Source organism: Kitasatospora sp. NPDC101801 (genome assembly GCF_044766665.1).
In the GTDB taxonomy this organism is placed as follows: Bacteria; Actinomycetota; Actinomycetes; order Streptomycetales; family Streptomycetaceae; genus Kitasatospora.
In genome coordinates, this window is the sequence record NZ_JBIWML010000008.1 from 171,334 (window position 1) to 188,577 (window position 17,244).

General features: G+C 71.7%; 19 protein-coding genes. 14 read left to right on the plus strand and 5 right to left on the minus strand.

Features of this window, described 5'->3' with window-relative positions:
- Positions 1–78: 78 nt before the first annotated feature.
- From ACIRPK_RS13450 to ACIRPK_RS13460, 3 genes are all read left to right on the plus strand, one after another.
- Positions 79–1,542, plus strand: coding sequence for a penicillin-binding transpeptidase domain-containing protein (locus ACIRPK_RS13450; protein WP_403037420.1), 1,464 nt, complete (start codon positions 79–81; stop codon positions 1,540–1,542).
- A gap of 305 nt (positions 1,543–1,847) precedes the next feature.
- Complete coding sequence (locus ACIRPK_RS13455; RefSeq protein ID WP_403037285.1) at positions 1,848–3,164, plus strand: dicarboxylate/amino acid:cation symporter; 1,317 nt, start codon at positions 1,848–1,850, stop codon at positions 3,162–3,164.
- A 117-nt stretch (positions 3,165–3,281) separates the two neighbouring features.
- Positions 3,282–3,842 carry a Uma2 family endonuclease gene (locus ACIRPK_RS13460; protein ID WP_403037287.1) on the plus strand — a complete coding sequence of 187 codons (561 nt, stop codon included), beginning with the start codon at positions 3,282–3,284 and terminating at the stop codon, positions 3,840–3,842.
- Here ACIRPK_RS13460 and ACIRPK_RS13465 read toward each other — a convergent pair.
- Positions 3,839–4,828, minus strand: a complete 990-nt coding sequence (locus ACIRPK_RS13465; protein ID WP_403037290.1) for a bile acid:sodium symporter family protein — start codon at positions 4,826–4,828, stop codon at positions 3,839–3,841. The genes ACIRPK_RS13460 and ACIRPK_RS13465 overlap by 4 nt on opposite strands.
- A gap of 166 nt (positions 4,829–4,994) precedes the next feature.
- Entirely contained in the window at positions 4,995–5,198 is a 204-nt protein-coding gene (locus tag ACIRPK_RS13470; protein ID WP_380252509.1) for a cold-shock protein, read from the minus strand.
- A gap of 351 nt (positions 5,199–5,549) precedes the next feature.
- Here ACIRPK_RS13470 and ACIRPK_RS13475 point away from each other — a divergent pair, with 351 nt between their 5' ends.
- The 7 genes from ACIRPK_RS13475 (at position 5,550) to ACIRPK_RS13505 (ending at position 11,767) form a co-directional block, all read left to right on the plus strand.
- Complete coding sequence (locus ACIRPK_RS13475) at positions 5,550–6,422, plus strand: menaquinone biosynthetic enzyme MqnA/MqnD family protein (RefSeq protein WP_403037294.1); 873 nt, start codon at positions 5,550–5,552, stop codon at positions 6,420–6,422.
- 96 nt (positions 6,423–6,518) lie between these two features.
- Positions 6,519–7,727 carry a cyclic dehypoxanthinyl futalosine synthase gene (gene mqnC / locus ACIRPK_RS13480; protein WP_403037297.1) on the plus strand — a complete coding sequence of 403 codons (1,209 nt, stop codon included), beginning with the start codon at positions 6,519–6,521 and terminating at the stop codon, positions 7,725–7,727.
- Positions 7,727–8,326 (plus strand): imidazolonepropionase-like domain-containing protein, encoded by a 600-nt coding sequence (locus tag ACIRPK_RS13485; RefSeq protein ID WP_403037300.1) that lies wholly within the window; start codon positions 7,727–7,729, stop codon positions 8,324–8,326. The genes mqnC and ACIRPK_RS13485 overlap by 1 nt, the downstream gene beginning before the upstream one ends.
- A 206-nt stretch (positions 8,327–8,532) precedes the next feature.
- Positions 8,533–9,105, plus strand: a complete 573-nt coding sequence (locus ACIRPK_RS13490; RefSeq protein WP_403037303.1) for a hypothetical protein — start codon at positions 8,533–8,535, stop codon at positions 9,103–9,105.
- A gap of 284 nt (positions 9,106–9,389) precedes the next feature.
- Entirely contained in the window at positions 9,390–10,088 is a 699-nt protein-coding gene (locus ACIRPK_RS13495; protein ID WP_403037306.1) for a demethylmenaquinone methyltransferase, read from the plus strand.
- A gap of 65 nt (positions 10,089–10,153) precedes the next feature.
- The gene (locus ACIRPK_RS13500; protein ID WP_403037421.1) at positions 10,154–11,437 is read left to right on the plus strand and encodes a geranylgeranyl reductase family protein; all 1,284 of its coding nucleotides are present in this window, start codon (positions 10,154–10,156) and stop codon (positions 11,435–11,437) included.
- A 51-nt stretch (positions 11,438–11,488) separates the two neighbouring features.
- Positions 11,489–11,767 (plus strand): NAD(P)H-binding protein, encoded by a 279-nt coding sequence (locus ACIRPK_RS13505; protein ID WP_403037309.1) that lies wholly within the window; start codon positions 11,489–11,491, stop codon positions 11,765–11,767.
- Position 11,768: 1 nt separating this feature from the next.
- Here ACIRPK_RS13505 and ACIRPK_RS13510 read toward each other — a convergent pair whose 3' ends face one another.
- On the minus strand, positions 11,769–12,089 hold the full coding sequence (locus ACIRPK_RS13510; RefSeq protein ID WP_403037312.1) for a MazG-like family protein: 321 nt from the start codon (positions 12,087–12,089) through the stop codon (positions 11,769–11,771).
- 67 nt (positions 12,090–12,156) lie between these two features.
- A complete protein-coding gene (locus tag ACIRPK_RS13515) occupies positions 12,157–12,846 on the minus strand; it encodes a peptidylprolyl isomerase (RefSeq protein WP_403037315.1) in 690 nt (229 codons plus the stop codon).
- 261 nt (positions 12,847–13,107) lie between these two features.
- On the opposite strand from ACIRPK_RS13515, the gene ACIRPK_RS13520 reads away from it, so the two are divergent.
- The gene (locus tag ACIRPK_RS13520) at positions 13,108–14,061 is read left to right on the plus strand and encodes a DMT family transporter (RefSeq protein WP_403037317.1); all 954 of its coding nucleotides are present in this window, start codon (positions 13,108–13,110) and stop codon (positions 14,059–14,061) included.
- Here ACIRPK_RS13520 and ACIRPK_RS13525 read toward each other — a convergent pair.
- The gene (locus ACIRPK_RS13525) at positions 14,031–14,588 is read right to left on the minus strand and encodes a hypothetical protein (RefSeq protein ID WP_403037320.1); all 558 of its coding nucleotides are present in this window, start codon (positions 14,586–14,588) and stop codon (positions 14,031–14,033) included. The two genes, ACIRPK_RS13520 and ACIRPK_RS13525, sit on opposite strands and share 31 nt — an antisense overlap.
- Positions 14,589–14,737: 149 nt before the next feature.
- Here ACIRPK_RS13525 and ACIRPK_RS13530 point away from each other — a divergent pair, with 149 nt between their 5' ends.
- The 3 genes from ACIRPK_RS13530 (at position 14,738) to ACIRPK_RS13540 (ending at position 17,227) form a co-directional block, all read left to right on the plus strand.
- A complete protein-coding gene (locus ACIRPK_RS13530; RefSeq protein WP_403037323.1) occupies positions 14,738–15,784 on the plus strand; it encodes a sensor histidine kinase in 1,047 nt (348 codons plus the stop codon).
- Positions 15,781–16,425 (plus strand): response regulator, encoded by a 645-nt coding sequence (locus ACIRPK_RS13535; protein ID WP_403037326.1) that lies wholly within the window; start codon positions 15,781–15,783, stop codon positions 16,423–16,425. The genes ACIRPK_RS13530 and ACIRPK_RS13535 overlap by 4 nt, the downstream gene beginning before the upstream one ends.
- A 442-nt stretch (positions 16,426–16,867) precedes the next feature.
- Positions 16,868–17,227, plus strand: coding sequence for an NADH-quinone oxidoreductase subunit A (locus ACIRPK_RS13540; RefSeq protein WP_184915315.1), 360 nt, complete (start codon positions 16,868–16,870; stop codon positions 17,225–17,227).
- Positions 17,228–17,244: the final 17 nt, after the last annotated feature.

A 17,244-nucleotide genomic window follows, 5' to 3' on the forward strand; every position in this document is an offset into this window, starting at 1 on the left:
ACCGGCCGCCGCGCGGACGGGAAGCCGCTCCGGCGGCCGTACAGGGAACGGATGAAGACCCCCAGGACCCGTGACGTGATGGCCGGACCGCTGCGCCGCGCCTCGATGTTCTGCCTGCTGCTGGTGCTCGCCCTGATGGCCCGGGCCACCTGGCTGGCGGTGGCCGAGGCGGACGACTACCGCGGCAACCCGGCCAACGCCCGGATCGCCATCGACCGCTACGCCCGGCCGCTCGGCAACATCCTGGTCGGCGGGCAGCCGGTGACCGGCTCGGTGCCGACCGGCGGTTCGCTCGCGTACCAGCGCAGCTACACCGACGGCCCGCTCTACGCCCCGCTGACCGGCTACACCTCGCAGGCGTACGGCGGCAACCAGCTGGAGAGCCTGTTCGCCGACCTGCTGGACGGCACCGATCCGCGGCTGGCCGACCCGGTCGGGGCGCTCACCGGCCCGCTCACCCGGTCCCGCCCGGCCGGTGGCGACGTGGTCAGTACCGTCGACCCGGCGGTGCAGCGGGCGGCCTGGGACGCGCTCGGCGGCCGGCAGGGTGCGGCGGTGGCGATCGACCCGGCCACCGGCGCCGTCCTCGGGCTGGTCTCCACCCCGTCCTACGACCCGTCGGGGATCACCGGCCGGTCGGCGGCGGACGGGCAGAACTGGCAGCGGCTCAGTGCCGACAACGGCAGGGCGATGGTGAACGGCGCGCTGCGCGCCACCTACGCTCCGGGCTCCACCTTCAAGCTGGTGGTCGCCGCCGCCGCACTGGAGACCGGCCTCGCCCCGGACGTGGACACCCCGACCGCCAGCCCCAACCCGTACACGCTGCCGGGCACCAGGACGGTGCTGACCAACGAGAACCCCGACGCACCCTGTGCGAACGCCACGCTGCGGACGGCACTGGAGTACTCCTGCAACAACGTCTTCGCCAAGGCCGCGGCCGACCTCGGGGAGGCGAAGCTCTCGGCCCAGGCGGCGAAGTTCGGGTTCAACCTGGAGAAGCTGGACACCCCCGTGCGGGCCGCCGCCAGCGTCTACCCGGCGGGTATGGAGCCCTCGCAGGTGGCGCTGACCGGGATCGGGCAGTTCTCGGTGACCGCGACGCCGCTCCAGATGGCCATGGTCTCGGCGGCGGTCGCGAACGACGGGTTGCTGATGACGCCGTCCACGGTGTCGAAGCTCACGGACCACGCGGGGCGGACGGTGCAGGAGTTCCCGCCCATCGAGCTGGGGCGGGTGATGAGCGAGCGGACGGCGAAGCAGTTGCAGTCCGCGATGGTCTCGGTGGTCACCGACGGCACCGGCAAGGCGGCCGCGATCGCCGGTCTGACGGTCGGCGGCAAGACCGGCACGGCCCAGCACGGAGTGGACAACTCGGGCCTGCCGTACGCCTGGTTCACCTCCTACGCCGACGACGGCAGGGGCCACCGGATCGCCACCGCCGCCGTGGTGCTGAACGGCTCCACCGACCGCGACGAGATCACCGGCGGCGGCCTGGCCGGCCCGGTGGTCAAGGCGATGACGGCGGCCTACCTGAAGCGGTGAACCCCGGGGTGCCGGGGTGGTTCGTGACCGTAGCTCAAATAAGTACTTTGAACATCTCAAAGGTTTGTTGCTAGTCTGTCGCCCATGACCACCTCAGGCACGCCTCGGCAGTACGACACGGACCCCGCGTCCGTGCGCTGCGCGTGCCTGCCCGGCGCCGTGGACGACGGCTGTCGCACCGTCAGCTGTACCCAGGCGGCACGTCGCCCCTGAGGCCCCCGGCTCCTCCCCGCCGTGGTCGGCCCGGCCGTGTCGCCGCCTCTGCTCCACCCCTCCCCCTCCTCCTGCCTCGGAGCCGCACCACCATGTCCACTGCGCCCGCGCCCACCTTCCTCGCGAAGGTCCGCAAGACCCCCTTCTGGGTCCAGATCGTCGGCGGTCTGGTCCTCGGCCTGGCCCTCGGCTACCTGGCCCGGGTCCAGGACGTCGCCTGGCTCACCACCACCCTGGACACCATCGGCAAGACCTTCGTCCAGCTGCTCAAGCTGGCCGTCCCGCCGCTGGTCTTCACCGCGATCGTGCTCTCGGTCGCCAACCTGCGGAACGTCACCAACGCCGCCCGGCTGGCCGGCCGCACGCTGCTCTGGTTCCTGATCACCTCGCTGATCGCGGTCGGCGTCGGCCTCGGCCTCGGCCTGCTGACCGACCCGGGCGAGGGTGCCAACCTCTCCACCCAGGGCCTCAAGGCCCCGGAGAAGCCCGGCACCTGGATCGACTTCCTGACCGGGATCATCCCGACCAACATCGCGGACGCCTTCCTGAAGGTGAACGTGCTGCAGATCGTCTTCCTCGGCATCGTGGTCGGCGCCGCCGTCCTCAAGCTGGGCGAGAAGGCCGAGCCGGTCCGCAAGCTCAACGAGGCGATCCTCGAGCTCACCCAGACCGCCCTCTGGTGGGTCATCCGGCTCGCCCCGCTCGGCACCCTCGGCCTGATCGGCAAGTCCGTCGCGGTCTACGGCTGGGACCTGCTCAAGCCCTTCGCGACGCTCACCATCGACGTCTACGTCGGCTGCGCGATCGTGCTGTTCGGCGTCTACTCGCTGCTGCTGCGCTTCGTCGGCGGTCTCAACCCGCTGAACTTCTTCAAGGGTGCCTGGCCCGCGATCCAGCTCGCCTTCGTCTCGCGCTCCTCGGTCGGCACCCTGCCGGTCACCCGCCGGGTCACCGAGCGGCTCGGCGTCCCGAGCGAGTACGCCTCGTTCGCCGTCCCGTTCGGCGCCACCACCAAGATGGACGGCTGCGCCGCGATCTACCCCTCGCTGGCCGCGATCTTCGTCGCCCAGGTCTACGGCATCGACCTCGGCGTCGGTGACTACCTGCTGATCGCCTTCGTCTCGGTGATCGGCTCCGCCGCCACCGCCGGCCTGACCGGCGCGATCGTGATGCTGACCCTGACCCTCTCCACCCTCGGCCTCCCGCTGGAGGGCGTCGGCCTGCTGCTCGCCATCGACCCGATCCTCGACATGATCCGCACCGCCACCAACGTGGCCGGTCAGTCCGTCGTCCCGATCCTGGTCGCGGCCCGCGAGAAGACCCTCGACCTCACCGCCTACAACAACCCCACCGGCGACCTCCTCACCGAGGACGCCCCCGCCCGCGACAAGATCGCCGTCGCGGCCTGACCCGGCCTCACCCGATGGCCCGCTCCCCCTGGGGGAGCGGGCCATCACCCGTTGGAGTGCACCCCGCCCACCGGGCCGGGCCACGGCGGTAGCGTGGACGAGGATGAAGGAGGAGTCGTGAGCGCAGCCCCGGAGGAGTACCCGTACCGGCAGGTGAACCCCGAGTTCGCGCTGAAGTACGCCCTTCAGCACATCGAGGGCGGTCGCGCCCAGATCGTCGAGGGGGTCATCCAGCACGTGGTGCCGACCTGGGGGCATGAGCGGGCGATCACCAGCATCCGGCGCCAGCTCGACCCGCGGCTGATCGAACTGGACCTGGAACCAGGTGCGGGGAATCTCGACCTCCCCGGATCGTCCAACTGGTACATCCCCGACCTGGCCGTGGTGCCCAGCCATGTGGTGGATGCGGGCGGAGTGCTGGTGCCCGACCAGACCCTGCTGGTGGTCGAGGTGACCTCCGACTCCAACGGTGACACCGACCGGGTCGTGAAGCGCCGTCGCTACGCCGAGTACGGGGCGCCGCTCTACCTCCTGGTGGACCGTCAGGAGCGCGCCTGCACGCTCTTCTCCACCCCCGGCCCGCTGGGTTACACCCTGGTCGACGGACCGCACCCGTTCGGGACGTCCCTCCGGCTTCCGGAGCCGTTCGGCCTGGAGCTGGCCACCGACCGCTTCTAGTCCGGTTGCCGGGCCCAGCGCTGGGCCAGCACGGTGCAGACCATCAGCTGGAGTTGGTGGAAGAGCATCAGGGGGAGCACGGTGATGCCGACCGTGGCGGCGGGGAACAGGATGGTGGCCAGCGGGAGGCCGTTGGCCAGGCTCTTCTTGGAGCCGCAGAACTGGGCAGTGATCCGGTCGGCCCGGGAGAAGCCGAGGCGGCGCGAGGCGGCGCCGGTGAAGAGCAGCACGAGGGTGAGCACGGCCAGGCAGAGCGCGGCCAGCCAGAGCAGCTGAGGGACCGTCACCCGGCTCCAGATGCCCTCGGTGACGCCCTCGCTGAAGGCGGTGTAGACGATCAGCAGGATGGAGCCGCGGTCGACCAGCATGGTCAGCCGGCGGTGCCGCCGCAGCCAGGGCGCCACCCAGCGCCGGAGCAACTGCCCGAGGGCGAACGGCACCAGCAGCTGCAGCACGATGTCCAGCACCTGCTGCCCGCTGACCTGCACCCCGGCGCTGCCGGCCAGCAGCCAGGCGGCGAGCAGCGGGGTGAGCACGATGCCGACCAGGCTGGAGAAGGTGGCCGCGCAGATCGCCGCGGCGACGTTGCCCCGGGCCATCGAGGTGAAGGCGATCGAGGACTGCACGGTGGAGGAGAGCAGGGTGAGGAAGAGCACCCCGGTCGCCAGCTGCGGGGCCAGCACGGCGGCCGGGAGCAGCCGGGTGGCCTCGCCGAGCAGCGGGAAGAGCACGAAGGTGCAGCCCAGGATGAGCAGGTGCAGCCGCCACTGCCGGGCCCCGGCCAGCGCCTCCTGGGGCGAGAGCCGGGCGCCGTACAGGAAGAACAGCAGGCCGACCGCGACGGTCACCGACTCGCCCGCCACCTCGGCGGCGGTGCCCCGGACCGGGAGCAGGGTGGCCAGGCCGACGGTGCCGAGCAGCAGGAGCAGGTAGCCGTCGATCCCGATCCGGTGCAGTTGGCGGTCGAAGGCCCGAAGCAGGTGCATGGCCCGATCATGCCCGGCGGGGGCCGGGACAGAGGCAGGGGGCCCGCCGCGTCCGAAGACGTGGCGGGCCCCCTTGGTGTTACTCGTCATGCTCCTACCGGCGGCCGCAGTGGCCGCCGCCGGACCCGAAAGGGGTCCAGAGCGATCAGATCATCAGAGGAGATAATCAGATAGCGGTGACGTTCTCCGCCTGGGGGCCCTTCGGGCCCTGGGTGACGTCGAACGAGACCGGCTGGTTCTCCTCCAGCGAGCGGAAACCGTTCGCGTTGATGGCGGAGTAGTGGACGAAGACGTCGGGGCCGCCGCCCTCCTGGGCGATGAAGCCGAAGCCCTTCTCAGCGTTGAACCACTTGACGGTTCCCTGAGCCATGCCGTTCTCCTTGCGAGGGACGTTTCGGTAACCACACCGTGTGGAACCGGTCCGCTGCGCTGATCGCCCCGCCTCCGGAAGGGTCCGGAGTTTTTCGATAACGCTGAAAAACTACAAAAAGCCCACGGGTTACATGCTCCGCAGGCTTCAAGTACTGCAAGGGGAATCAAACTGCAACTGGATGGAACGGTAGCACGCAGCGGCAGCCCCGACCAGGGGTGACCAAGGCCACGCTGCTCGTGTCCCGCGCGCGCGTGGCACGGATCGTCGGGGGCCCCTGACCACCCGGCCGGCGTCAACGGGCATACGCTGCGGAGAGCGCACGAAACGGGCAGGTAGGAAGGACACACGGTGACCGGTCAGGACACGAGCGGCTCGGCGGCGGTACGGCCCCGGGTCGGGCACATCCAGTTCCTCAACTGTCTTCCGCTGTACTGGGGACTGGCCAGGACCGGCAACCTGCTCGACCTCGATCTCACCAAGGACACCCCGGAGAAGCTCAGCGACCAACTGGTCAGCGGGGCGCTCGACATCGGCCCGATCACCTGCGTGGAGTACCTGCGGAACGCGGACCGGCTGGTGGTGCTCCCGGACATCGCGGTCGGCAGCGACGGCCCGGTGATGTCCTGTGTGATCGTCAGCAAGCTGCCGCTGGCCGAGCTGGACGGCCGCCGGGTCGCGCTCGGCTCCACCTCCCGGACCTCGGTCCGGCTGGCCCGGCTGCTGCTGGAGCAGCGCGAGGGCGTCCGGCCCGAGTACTTCACCGCCGCGCCGGACCTGGACGCGATGCTGGCCGAGGCCGACGCCGCGGTGCTGATCGGCGACCCGGCGCTGCGCGCCTCGCTGGAGCAGGCCCCGGAGCAGGGCCTGGCGGTGCACGACCTGGGCGCGATGTGGAAGGACTGGACCGGCCTGCCGTTCGTCTTCGCGGTCTGGGCCGCCCGCCGGGACTACGTCGAGCGCAGCCCGGAGACGGTCGCCGCCGTGCACCGGGCCTTCCTGGAGTCCCGCGACCTCTCGCTGGCCGAGGCCGGCCAGGTGGCCGCGCAGGCCGCCCGCTGGGAGTCCTTCGACGCGCCGGTGCTGGAGCGGTACTTCAGCGAGGCGCTGGACTTCTCGCTCGGCGAGCGGCAGCTCGCCGGGATCGCCGAGTTCGCCCGCCGGATCGGTCACGACAGCGGCTTCGCCCCGGACGTGACGGTCACTCTGCTCCAGCCCGCCTGACCCCCTTCGCGCAGGCCCCGACACGCCCGTGGGGGCGTGACGGGGCTGGCGTAGGCTGGTTCGGTCCGACGTCGGAAGAGAAAGAAGGCCAGCAAGGTGTCCGAGCAGAACCTTTCCGCCAGTGACCTGCAGGCCGTCCTCGACCGCGCGGCCGCCGGCGGCCGGATCACCCCGGAGGAGGCGCTGGAGCTCTACCGCTCCGCGCCGCTGCACGCGCTCGGCTCCGCCGCCGACGCCGTCCGCCGCCGTCGCTACGCGGGCACCGAGCACATCGCGACGTACATCATCGAACGGAACATCAACTACACCAACGTCTGTGTGACGGCCTGCAAGTTCTGCGCCTTCTACGTGGCGCCGAAGAGCGACAAGGGCTGGTCCCGCGACCTGGAGGAGATCCTCCGCCGCTGCGCCGAGACGGTCGAACTGGGCGGCACCCAGGTGATGTTCCAGGGCGGCCACCACCCGGACTACGGCGTCGAGTACTACGAGACCGCGTTCGCCGCGATCAAGGGCTCGTTCCCGCAGCTGGTGATCCACTCGCTCGGTGCCTCCGAGGTCGAGCACATGGCCCGGATCTCCAAGGTCTCGATCGAGGAGGCCATCACCCGGATCCACCAGGCGGGCCTGGACTCCTTCGCGGGCGCCGGCGCCGAGCTGCTGCCGGAGCGGCCGCGCAAGGCGATCGCGCCGCTCAAGGAGTCGGGCGAGCGCTGGCTGGAGATCATGGAGACCGCGCACGGCCTGGGCGTCGAGTCCACCTCCACCATGCTGATGGGCACCGGCGAGACCAACGCCGAGCGGATCGAGCACCTGCGGATGATCCGCGAGGTGCAGGACCGCACCGGTGGGTTCCGGGCCTTCATCCCGTACACCTACCAGCCGCAGAACAACCACCTCAAGGGCAGCACCCAGGCGACCGTGTTCGAGTACCTGCGGATGATCTCGATCGCCCGGCTGTTCCTCGACAACGTCGCGCACATCCAGGGTTCCTGGCTCACCACCGGCAAGGAGGCGGGCCAGCTCTCGCTGCACTACGGCGCGGACGACCTCGGCTCGGTGATGCTGGAGGAGAACGTGGTCTCGATGGCCGGTGCCAAGCACCGCTCCAACCTGACCGAGCTGATCCACCTGATCCGGGCGGCCGACCGCACCCCGGCCCAGCGCTCCACCACCTACCAGCACCTGCGGGTGCTGGACGACCCGGCCAACGACCCGGTCGACCCCCGGGTGGCCTCGCACATCGCCTCCACCGCGCTCGAAGGCGGCACCGCGCACCCCGAGCTGAAGATCCTCTCCACCACCTGATGCTCACCCTGCACCGGGCCACCGTCTTGGTCGTGGACCCCACCGCCCCGTCGATCCCCGACGGGGCGGTGCTGGTCGACGGCGGGACGGTGGCGGCCCTCGGCCCGTACGCCGAACTGGCCGGCGGCGGGGCCCGAATCCGGGAGTGGGACGGGCTGCTGACGCCGGGTCTGCTCAACCCGTACGGCCGGTGGCTGCTGGAGACGGCGTACCACCCGGACCCCCGGGAGGAGCTCGGCACCGGGCCGCTGCTCACCGCCGTCCCCGCGGAGCGCCGGGGCGGCAGCGCCAGGCTCGGCCTGCAGCGCCTGCTCGCGCACGGCGTGACCGCGTTGGCTGGCCCCTTCACGCTGCCCGCCGTCCGCACCGCGGTGACCCGCTCGGGCCTGACCGCGCTGCCCGGGACGGGCGCACCGGGCGGACTCGACCCGCTCGCGGACGCCCCGTTGGCTTCGGTCGTGCACCGACCGCTGACCGTCGGCGGCCGGGCCGACCTGGCGGTCTTCGCCGCCGCCTCGGCGGCCGAGCTGGAACGCACCGGCGCGGGGTGCTGCCTGGCCACCGTGCTGGGCGGCCGGCTGCTGTACCGCCGCCGCTGAGCGGCCGCTTGGCAGGGCGTCAGGCGGGTGGTCCGGCGGGCCGTCCGGGGAAGGGCAACCCCTTAACGACCCCTTTATTCATACAAACTGATGGATGCTCGCCGTGACCTGAGGGGTCGCCAGCGGTTACGATCCCGGACAGCCCTCCGTACTGCGGACGGGTTACCGGGTCCTCCCCAGCCCGGTCCGGCAAGCCGACAGGAACCATGCGATCCGCGACCGCTCCCCGCCCGCGCAACGCGCGCCTCGGTCGAGGCTGGTACCTCGCGGCCGTGCTCAGCGCGGTGCTCGCGCTCGGCATGTGCCTGCTCGGCTGGCGCCAGGCCGACCAGGCCGACCGGATCGGCGCCGACCCGGTCCGGGTCCAGGGCACCATCACCCAACTCCCGGCGGGCAGCGCCACTTACAGCTCGATCAGCTACCGGGCCGACGGCCGCCCGCTGACCGCGACCGACCTCTGGGTCCCCGAGCACGCCAAGGCCGGTGACGCCATCTGCCTGGAGTACGCGGCGGCGGACCCCGGCGCGGTCCGGGTCTGCGGCAACCGCTACCCGCAGCCGGCCGGCGTCGGCCTGGCCCGCACCAGCGTCCCGATCGCCCTGGTCCTGTTCGCCCTCTGCGCCGCCCGGATCTGGCGGCACCACCGCACGCGCACCCCCGTCACCCGGGCCCGCACCACGGTCGCCTTCGCCACCGAGGCCTTCGGCAACGACATGCCCGCCCTCACCCACGGCAAGCGCTCCCGCCGCCGCAAGCCCGGCCGCAGGGCGCGCCGCTAGGCGCTCCGCTTCTGGCAGGTGCTTCAGTTCTACGGTCCAGGGGCTCGGGGAACTGCGACGCCAGCCCTTGCAAGGTGATCGCTGCGTAGATGGTCAGGGACTTTCGCAGTGACCCGCACGCCAGATCTCCTCGCAGTTCCCCGAGCCCCTGGATAGTGCAACCGAACGCCCTGCTCAAAGGCGCCGCCCCGAGCCCCTGGACAGTGCAACTGAACGCCCTGCCAAAAGTGCAGCCCCGAGCCCCTGGCGGTGGGGCGGGGGTGGGGTGGTGAACAATGGGGGACGTGACCCGAGCCTCTCTGGACAAGCAGCCGCACGAAGTCGCCGCGATGTTCGACGACGTCGCCGCCAAGTACGACCGTACGAACGACGTGCTCTCCCTCGGTCAGGCGCGCGCCTGGCGCCGTGCGGTGGCCGAGGCGGTGGCCGCCCAGCCGGGCCAGACCGTGCTCGACCTGGGGGGCGGCACCGGCACGTCCTCGCTGCCGTTCGTGGAGGCGGGCGCCGACGTCGTCCCGTGCGACTTCTCGCTGGGCATGCTGACCGAGGGCAAGACCCGGCACCCCGAACTCGCGCTGACCGCGGGCGACGCGACCAAGCTGCCGTTCGCGGACGACAGCTTCGACGCGGTCACGATCTCCTTCGCGCTGCGCAACGTGCAGGACACCGACGCCGCGCTGAGCGAGCTGTACCGGGTCACCAAGCCCGGTGGCCGGGTGGTCATCTGCGAGTTCTCCACCCCGACCTGGACGCCGTTCCGGACGGTCTACACCGAGTACCTGATGCGGGCGCTGCCGCCGGTCGCCACCGCCGTCAGCAGCAACCCGGACGCCTACGTCTACCTCGCCGAGTCGATCCGCTCCTGGCCCGACCAGCCCGCGCTGGCCACCCGCCTGCAGCAGGCCGCCTGGACCAAGGTCGCCTGGCGCAACCTCACCGGCGGCATCGTGGCTCTGCACCGGGGCTTCAAGCCCACCGCCTAGACTCGTCCAAGCCAGCCGACCGCATCGCAGGAGTGTGCCCAGCCGTGTCCGAGACCGCAGTTGACCTGAGCAGCGAGACCGTGGAGAGCACCGCCGACGTCATCGTGGTCGGCGCGGGACCGGCGGGTGCCACCACCGCGTACTACCTCGCCCAGGCGGGTCTGGACGTCCTGCTGCTGGAGAAGACCGAGTTCCCGCGCGAGAAGGTCTGCGGCGACGGTCTGACCCCGCGTGCCACCAAGCAGTTGGTGGACATGGGCATCGACGTCTCGACCTCGAACGGCTGGCTGCACAACAAGGGCCTGCGGATCATCGGCGGCGGCGTCCGGCTGGAGCTCGACTGGCCCGAGCTGTCCGCCTTCCCGGACTACGGACTGGTCCGCAAGCGTGCCGACTTCGACGAACTGCTGGCCCGTCAGGCCCAGAAGGCCGGCGCCCGGCTGTACGAGAAGTGCAACGTCACCGGCCCGGTGCTGGACGACCGGACCGGCCGGATCGTCGGCGTGACGGCCAAGTTGGGCGACGAGAAGCGTCCGGTCACCTTCCGCGCCCCGCTGGTGGTCGCGGCCGACGGCAACTCCACCCGGCTCTCGCTGGCGATGGGCCTGCACCGCCGCGAGGACCGCCCGATGGGCGTCGCGTACCGGACGTACTTCACCTCGCCGCGGCACGACGACGACTACCTGGAGTCCTGGCTGGAGCTCTGGGACACCCGGGGCGGCGACCGCAAGCTGCTGCCCGGCTACGGCTGGATCTTCGGGATGGGCGACGGCACCTCGAACGTCGGCCTCGGCATCCTGAACTCCTCGCCCGCGTTCGGGGAGTTGGACTGGCGCGAGGTGCTCAAGGCGTGGTGCGCCTCGATGCCCGCCGAGTGGGGCTACACCCCCGAGAACATGACCGACTCGATCCGGGGCGCGGCGCTGCCGATGGCGTTCAACCGTCAGCCGCACTACACCCGGGGCCTGTTGCTGGTCGGCGACGCGGCCGGCATGGTCAACCCGTTCAACGGCGAGGGCATCGCCTACGCGATGGAGTCCGGCCAGCTCGCCGCCGGCGTCATCGTCCAGGCCAACGCCCGGATCACCGACGCGGGCCGCGAGCGCGCCCTGGAGGCGTACCCGCGCATCCTCAAGGACGTCTACGGCGGCTACTACACGCTCGGCCGCGGCTTCGTGAAGCTGATCGGCAACCCGAAGGTGATGCAGCTCGCCACCCAGCGCGGCCTGACCCACCCGGTCCTGATGAAGTTCGTCCTCAAGATGCTCGCCAACCTCACCGACCCGCAGGGCGGCGACGCGATGGACCGCATCATCAACGGTCTCGCCAAGGTGGCCCCCAACGCCTGACCGCCGTACCGCTCCGCACCGCCCGGGCACGACCCGGGCGACACCTTCCTGATGCGCCGGGTCGGCGCCCCGCTCACCCGGCTGTTCCTCCGCGAGCACTACGCCGACCTGGCCCGGATGGAGGACGTCCTGCGGGCCGCCCCGGTCGACCGGACCTCGGTCCGCCCGCCCCGCCTCACCAACGGCCCGCTGACCGCCGCCTACCGCACCGCCCCGGACCGCAACCTCCCCGGCGGCAGCACCGTCTCCCGCGCGGACGTGGCCCACTGCATGCTCGCCACCCTCACCCGCCCGGACACCGTGGGCCACACGCTGGGCGTGGCACGGTAGTTCAGGGCGTCTGCTGGGAGCGCCGGTCGACGTGGGCGATCCGTTCGGCGAAGACGGTGCGGGCGTCCGGGGTGAGGGTGCGGAGGGCGACCAGGGCGGCGAAGGCCACGTCGCAGAGTTCGTGCTGGACGTCGGTCCAGGTGTGGGTGGTGCCCTTGCGGGGGTTCTGACCGGTGGCGCCGAGGACGGCCTGGGCGACCTCGCCGGCCTCCTCGGAGACCTTGAGGATACGGAGCAGCTTCTCCTCTCCGGCCGGGAGCCGGCTCGCGCCGTCGAGCCAGGCGACCAGGCGGTCGAGGGTGTCCCAGGTGGTGGCGTCCATGGTGGTGCTCCCGTGCGGTGGTGGGTGGGTGGCGGGCACCACCGTACGGGAGCGGGGCGGTGCGGGGTCAGCGCTTGGTGATCTTGACGTTCTTGAAGGTGGGGACCAGGTTCGGGTAGCCGTCACCCGGGTTGTTCTGTGAGTCCGAGCCGCCGGCGGCGATCTTCTGGAGCACGTCCAGACCGGCGGTGACCTGGCCGAACGGGGTGTAGGCGGGGGAGAGCTTGGTGTCCTTCCAGACGAAGAAGAACTGGCTGCCGTTGGTGTTCGGCCCGGCGTTGGCCATCGCCACGGTGCCGGCCGGGTAGGTGGCGCCGGTGAGGTTCTCGTCCGGGAAGGAGTAGCCGGGGCCGCCGCTGCCGGTGCCGGTCGGGTCGCCGCACTGGAGGACGAAGATCCGCTCGGTGGTGAGCCGGTGGCAGTGGCTCCTGTCGAAGTAGTCGTGCTCGGCCAGGAAGCGGAACGAGAAGGTGGTGCACGGCGCCTGGGCGGTCGACGCCTTGAAGGTGATGGTCCCCTGGGTGGTCTTCAGGGTCGCGCTGTACGGCTGGGCGGCCTTCTTGGCGTCGAAGACCGGGATGCCCTTGAAGTTGTCGGCGGGCACGGCCGGCGTGTAGGCGCAGGTCACGGTGGCGACGGGGGCGGCGTCGGCGACGCCGACCGAGGTGGTCAGCAGGAGCGGCACAGTGGTGGCGGCGGTCAGTAACGCCCAGTGTTTGCGCAGCACTTGGGGTGCCTCCGGAGGATGGATTGACATGGACCAATCATCCCTGCCCAGCCGTCCGGTCGGTATGCACGATGTCAGGTGCGACCGGTTCCGGCCAGTCGGCGGGATCCGGTCGGTCAGGTCGCCGAGGGCGGCCGAGGCTCCCGCGGTGCGCCGGCCCCGTCCGTGGACCGGAATGGTGTTGATCACGGGGGCCCCGGTGGGCGACGATGGCGCGCCACCACCCACGGTGGTGGTTCTCCGTCCGACGGCGTACGGGTCCGGCTCGCCCTGCCCTCGGAGGAGACCCCGATGCGTACTTCCGCTGCCCAGACCGTCCGCGACCTGCCGGTGCTCGGGGTCGCGGTGGTGTGGGGGTCGAGCTTCCTGGCGGTCAAGAACGTGGCCACGCCGGACAGCGTGGTGGCCATGCTGGTGCTCCGGTTCGGGCTGGTGCTGCCGCTGTTGGCGCTGTTCACCTGGCGGGCCCTGCGGCGGCTGACGATCCGGGAGTGGCTCGGGGGTGCGGCGCTCGGGCTCGTGCTCGGGGCGATCTTCCTGCTGGAGACCTACGGGGCCGTGCACACCTCGGCCACCAACGCCGGGCTGATCATCAGTCTGACCATGGTGTTCACCCCGCTCGCGGAGAGTGCGCTGAGCCGGACGGCGCTGCCCCGGGTGTTCGTCGCGGCGGCCGGTCTCTCGGTGCTCGGCGTCGCGCTGCTGACCGGCGGCGGTGGCTTCCGGGTGCCCGCCCTCGGTGACCTGCTGGTGCTGGGCGCGGCCGTGGTGCGGACCGTCAACGTGCTGACCGTGTCCCGGCTCCGGCTGGTCAAGAGCACCGACTCCAGCGCCCTGACCTGGATCCAACTGGCGACCGCCACCCTGGTGTTCGCCGTTGTGGCGCCGTTCGTCGGCCCGTCCCCGGTCAGCCTGGCCGCCTCCTACGGTGCCGCCGACTGGGCGCTGCTGCTGCACCTCTCGCTGCTCTGCACGCTGTTCGCCTTCCTGGTGCAGACCTGGGCGGTCCGGGCCACCTCGCCGTCCCGGGTCTCCCTGCTGCTCGGCACCGAGCCGCTCTGGGCCGCCGTCTTCGGCATCACCCTGGCCGGCGACCACCTCGGCCCGCTCGCGCTGTCCGGCGCCCTGCTGGTGCTGGTCGGCACCGAGTGGGGCCGCCGCAGCGCGGCCCCGGCTCCCGAGCCGACCCCGGCCCCGGTGCCGGTGACGCCGGGTCAGCGCGAACCGGTCCTGGACCGGCGGTAGTAGTCCGCGGTGACCACCGCCAGCAGCGGGCCCCAGAGCAGCAGCGGGGCGTAGCAGAGGGTCATCACCAGGCCGGCCGGCCCCTGCGGTGCCTCCGGGCTGCCCATGGCGTTCGGGCCGTACCAGCCGCCGAAGCCGGCGGCGCAGGTGACCAGGGTGACGGCGAGCGCGCCGACGGCGGCCGGGAGCACCGCGGTGAGCGGGCGGATGCGGCGGCCACCGATCAGCGGGAGCCAGCGCGGGGCCCGTTGGCCCCAGGGGCGGACCAGGCCCAGGGAGAGGAAGGCGAGCGCCTCGGCGAGGGCGCTCAGTGCGATCACGTAGACGGTGCCCCACCCCGGCATGTGGGCGGTCATCTGCCGCTCCATCGCGCCGGAGAAGCCGACCGGCAGGCCGACGCCCAGGGCGACCCGCCAGAGCCCGGACGGGACGGTGGTGAGGGCCGCGAGCTTGGCGGTGCGGACCGCCCAGCGGGCGGGGGGAAGGACGGCGGGGGCGGCCGGTGCGTAAGCGGTGACGGTGGTCATCGGAGTTCCTCTCGTTCGGTATGCCTCCAGCCTGTCGGCGCGGGAGCACCGGCGGCAGATGCCGATCGGGAGGTCCGCGGGCGCCCCGACGCCCCGTCATGTGCCGTTCGGCACAGGCGGCCCGCCGGTCCCGTGTCTAGGCTGGTCGCATGATCGGGGAGTGGGGGAGCGCCGTACCGGTGCTCGCGGTCGCGGCCGCGCTGTGGAGCAGGCGGCCGGGGCCGACGGCGGCGGCCGGGGCGGGCTCGCTCGGGCTGACGGCCGCCGGGGCGGCGGTGGGCGGATTCGCCGAGGGCGGTCCGGCCGGGCTGCTCGGGGTGGCCGAACTGGCGGGGCTGCTGGTCCTGCTGACGGTGACCGTGCGGTCCGGCCGGGGCCGGCCGGCCGCCGGCGTCCTGGCGGCGGCGCTGCTCGGCTGGCCGTTCCGGTACGCCGCCCCGGTCGAGGGCTGGCAGCGGGTCGGGCTGCTCGGGTTCGGTGCGGCCGGCGCCCTGGGGGCGGTCCTGGTCGGCGGGTACCTCTGGTCGCTGGACGGGCTCCGGCGGCGCGAGGTGGCGGCCGCCCGGCGGGCGGAGCAGCTCGAACTCGCCCACGACCTGCACGACTTCGTGGCCCACGACGTGAGCGGGATGCTGGCGCTGGCCCAGGCGGGCGGCTTCCTGGCGGCCGGGCACCCGGAGCAGGCCGAGGTGTTCCGCCGGATCGAGCAGTCCGGGCAGCAGGCACTCGCCTCGCTGGACCGGACGGTCGCCCTGCTGCGCACCGCGGACGCGGCCACCGGGGCGCGGCGGAGCCCGCAGCCCGGCATCGCCGAACTCCCAGTACTGGTTGACCGGTTCACCGCCTCCGGGGCGGCCGAGGTCCGGCTCGACCTGCCGGAGCGGCCGGTCGGCCGGGAGACCGGGGCCACCGCGTACCGGATCGTGGTCGAGGCGCTGACCAACGTCCGGCGGCACGCCCCCGGAGCGCGGACCGTAACGGTGACGCTCCGTCATGGGCAGGGTGGTCGGCTGGAGTTGACGGTCGCCGACGACGGGGGCGCGGCCGAGAGCCCGGCGCGTCGGCGCGGCGGCCACGGGCTGAGCGGGCTGGCGGCCAGGGTCGAGGCGCTCGGCGGTACGCTCGACGCGGGGCGCGCCGGGCGGGGTTGGCTGGTCACCGCGACGTTTCCGCCATCGGCCGAGGGGGCCTCGTGACCATCCGCATCCTGCTGGCCGACGATCACGAGGCCATCCGCACCGCGTACCGGATCATCCTGGACGCCCAGCCCGATCTGACCGTGGTGGCGGAGGCGGCCGACGGGGCGTCGGCACTGGAACAGGCCCGGCTGCTCCGCCCCGACGTGGTGCTGGCGGACATCCGGATGCCGAAGCTGGACGGTCTGGAGCTGACCAGGCGGCTGGCCGGTCCGGAGGTGGCCGATCCGGTGAAGGTGGTCGTGGTGACCACCTTCGACCTGGACGAGTACGTGCACGCGGCGCTCCGGAACGGGGCCACCGGCTTCCTGCTCAAGCGCTCCAGCCCGGCCCTGCTGGTGGAGGCGGTCCGGGCGGCGATGGCGGGGGACACCCTGATCAGCCCGCAGTTGACGGTCCGCCTGCTCCGGGCGCTGCCCGCCCCCGAGGCGGCGCCCGTCGACCCGCCCGCCGACCCGCTCACCGCACGGGAGCGCGAGCTGGCCGGCCTGGTGGCGGACGGGTCGACCAACGCGGAGATCGCCGAGCAGCTCTTCATCTCGGCCGGCACGGTCAAGAACCACCTGGCCAACATCCAGCGCAAGCTCGGGGTGCGGAACCGGGTCGGCATCGCGTCCCGGGTCTGGGGCGAACGCCGGTAGTCGGACCGGGTGTTCGTGCGCTTGTGAACGAAAGGTCAAGCGCACGTTCGGAGCCCGCCACCCGGTCGGGTGAGATCCACTATCACGTCGACCCGGGTCTTTGAAATTTGCCCGGCACGCGTTCCCCTTGATATGGGCGAAGTGCTCTGACCAGTCACTTCACAGGCGAATACGACGGTTTGTGAGCAGTTGCCTGCACTGTGTTGATTGAAGACGACTTCCGTGCCTTGGTGGCGCTTTGCGAGGTGGCGTAGATCACAAAGATCATCCAGAACTGCGTGTCGCAGATCACAAGCCGACGGGCATAGGATGCGCTCGTTCCAGCCCTTGTGAACTGCCTCACATGAGGTGATCTCACGGGTTGGATCACGGGTCAACCACAGCGTGACCCGTCAGTTCCGATCTGCAGTCAAGGACGACTGGACGGAGGGAGCGGGGGCTTATGAATGCCTACGCGCCGATCCTCGTACTCGGTGCCATCGCGGCGGCGTTCGCGGTCGGCTCCGTCGTGATGGCCTCGCTGACCGGCCCGAAGCGTTACAACCGGGCCAAGTTGGAGGCGTACGAGTGCGGCATCGAACCGACCCCGCAGCCCGTGGGCGGCGGCCGGTTCCCGATCAAGTACTACCTCACGGCGATGCTCTTCATCGTCTTCGACATCGAGATCGTCTTCCTCTACCCCTGGGCGGTCAGCTTCGACTCCCTGGGGATCTTCGGGTTGGTCGAGATGCTCCTGTTCATCGCCACCGTCTTCGTCGCGTACGCCTACGTCTGGCGTCGCGGCGGTCTGGAGTGGGACTGAGCAGCCCCTTGTGAACC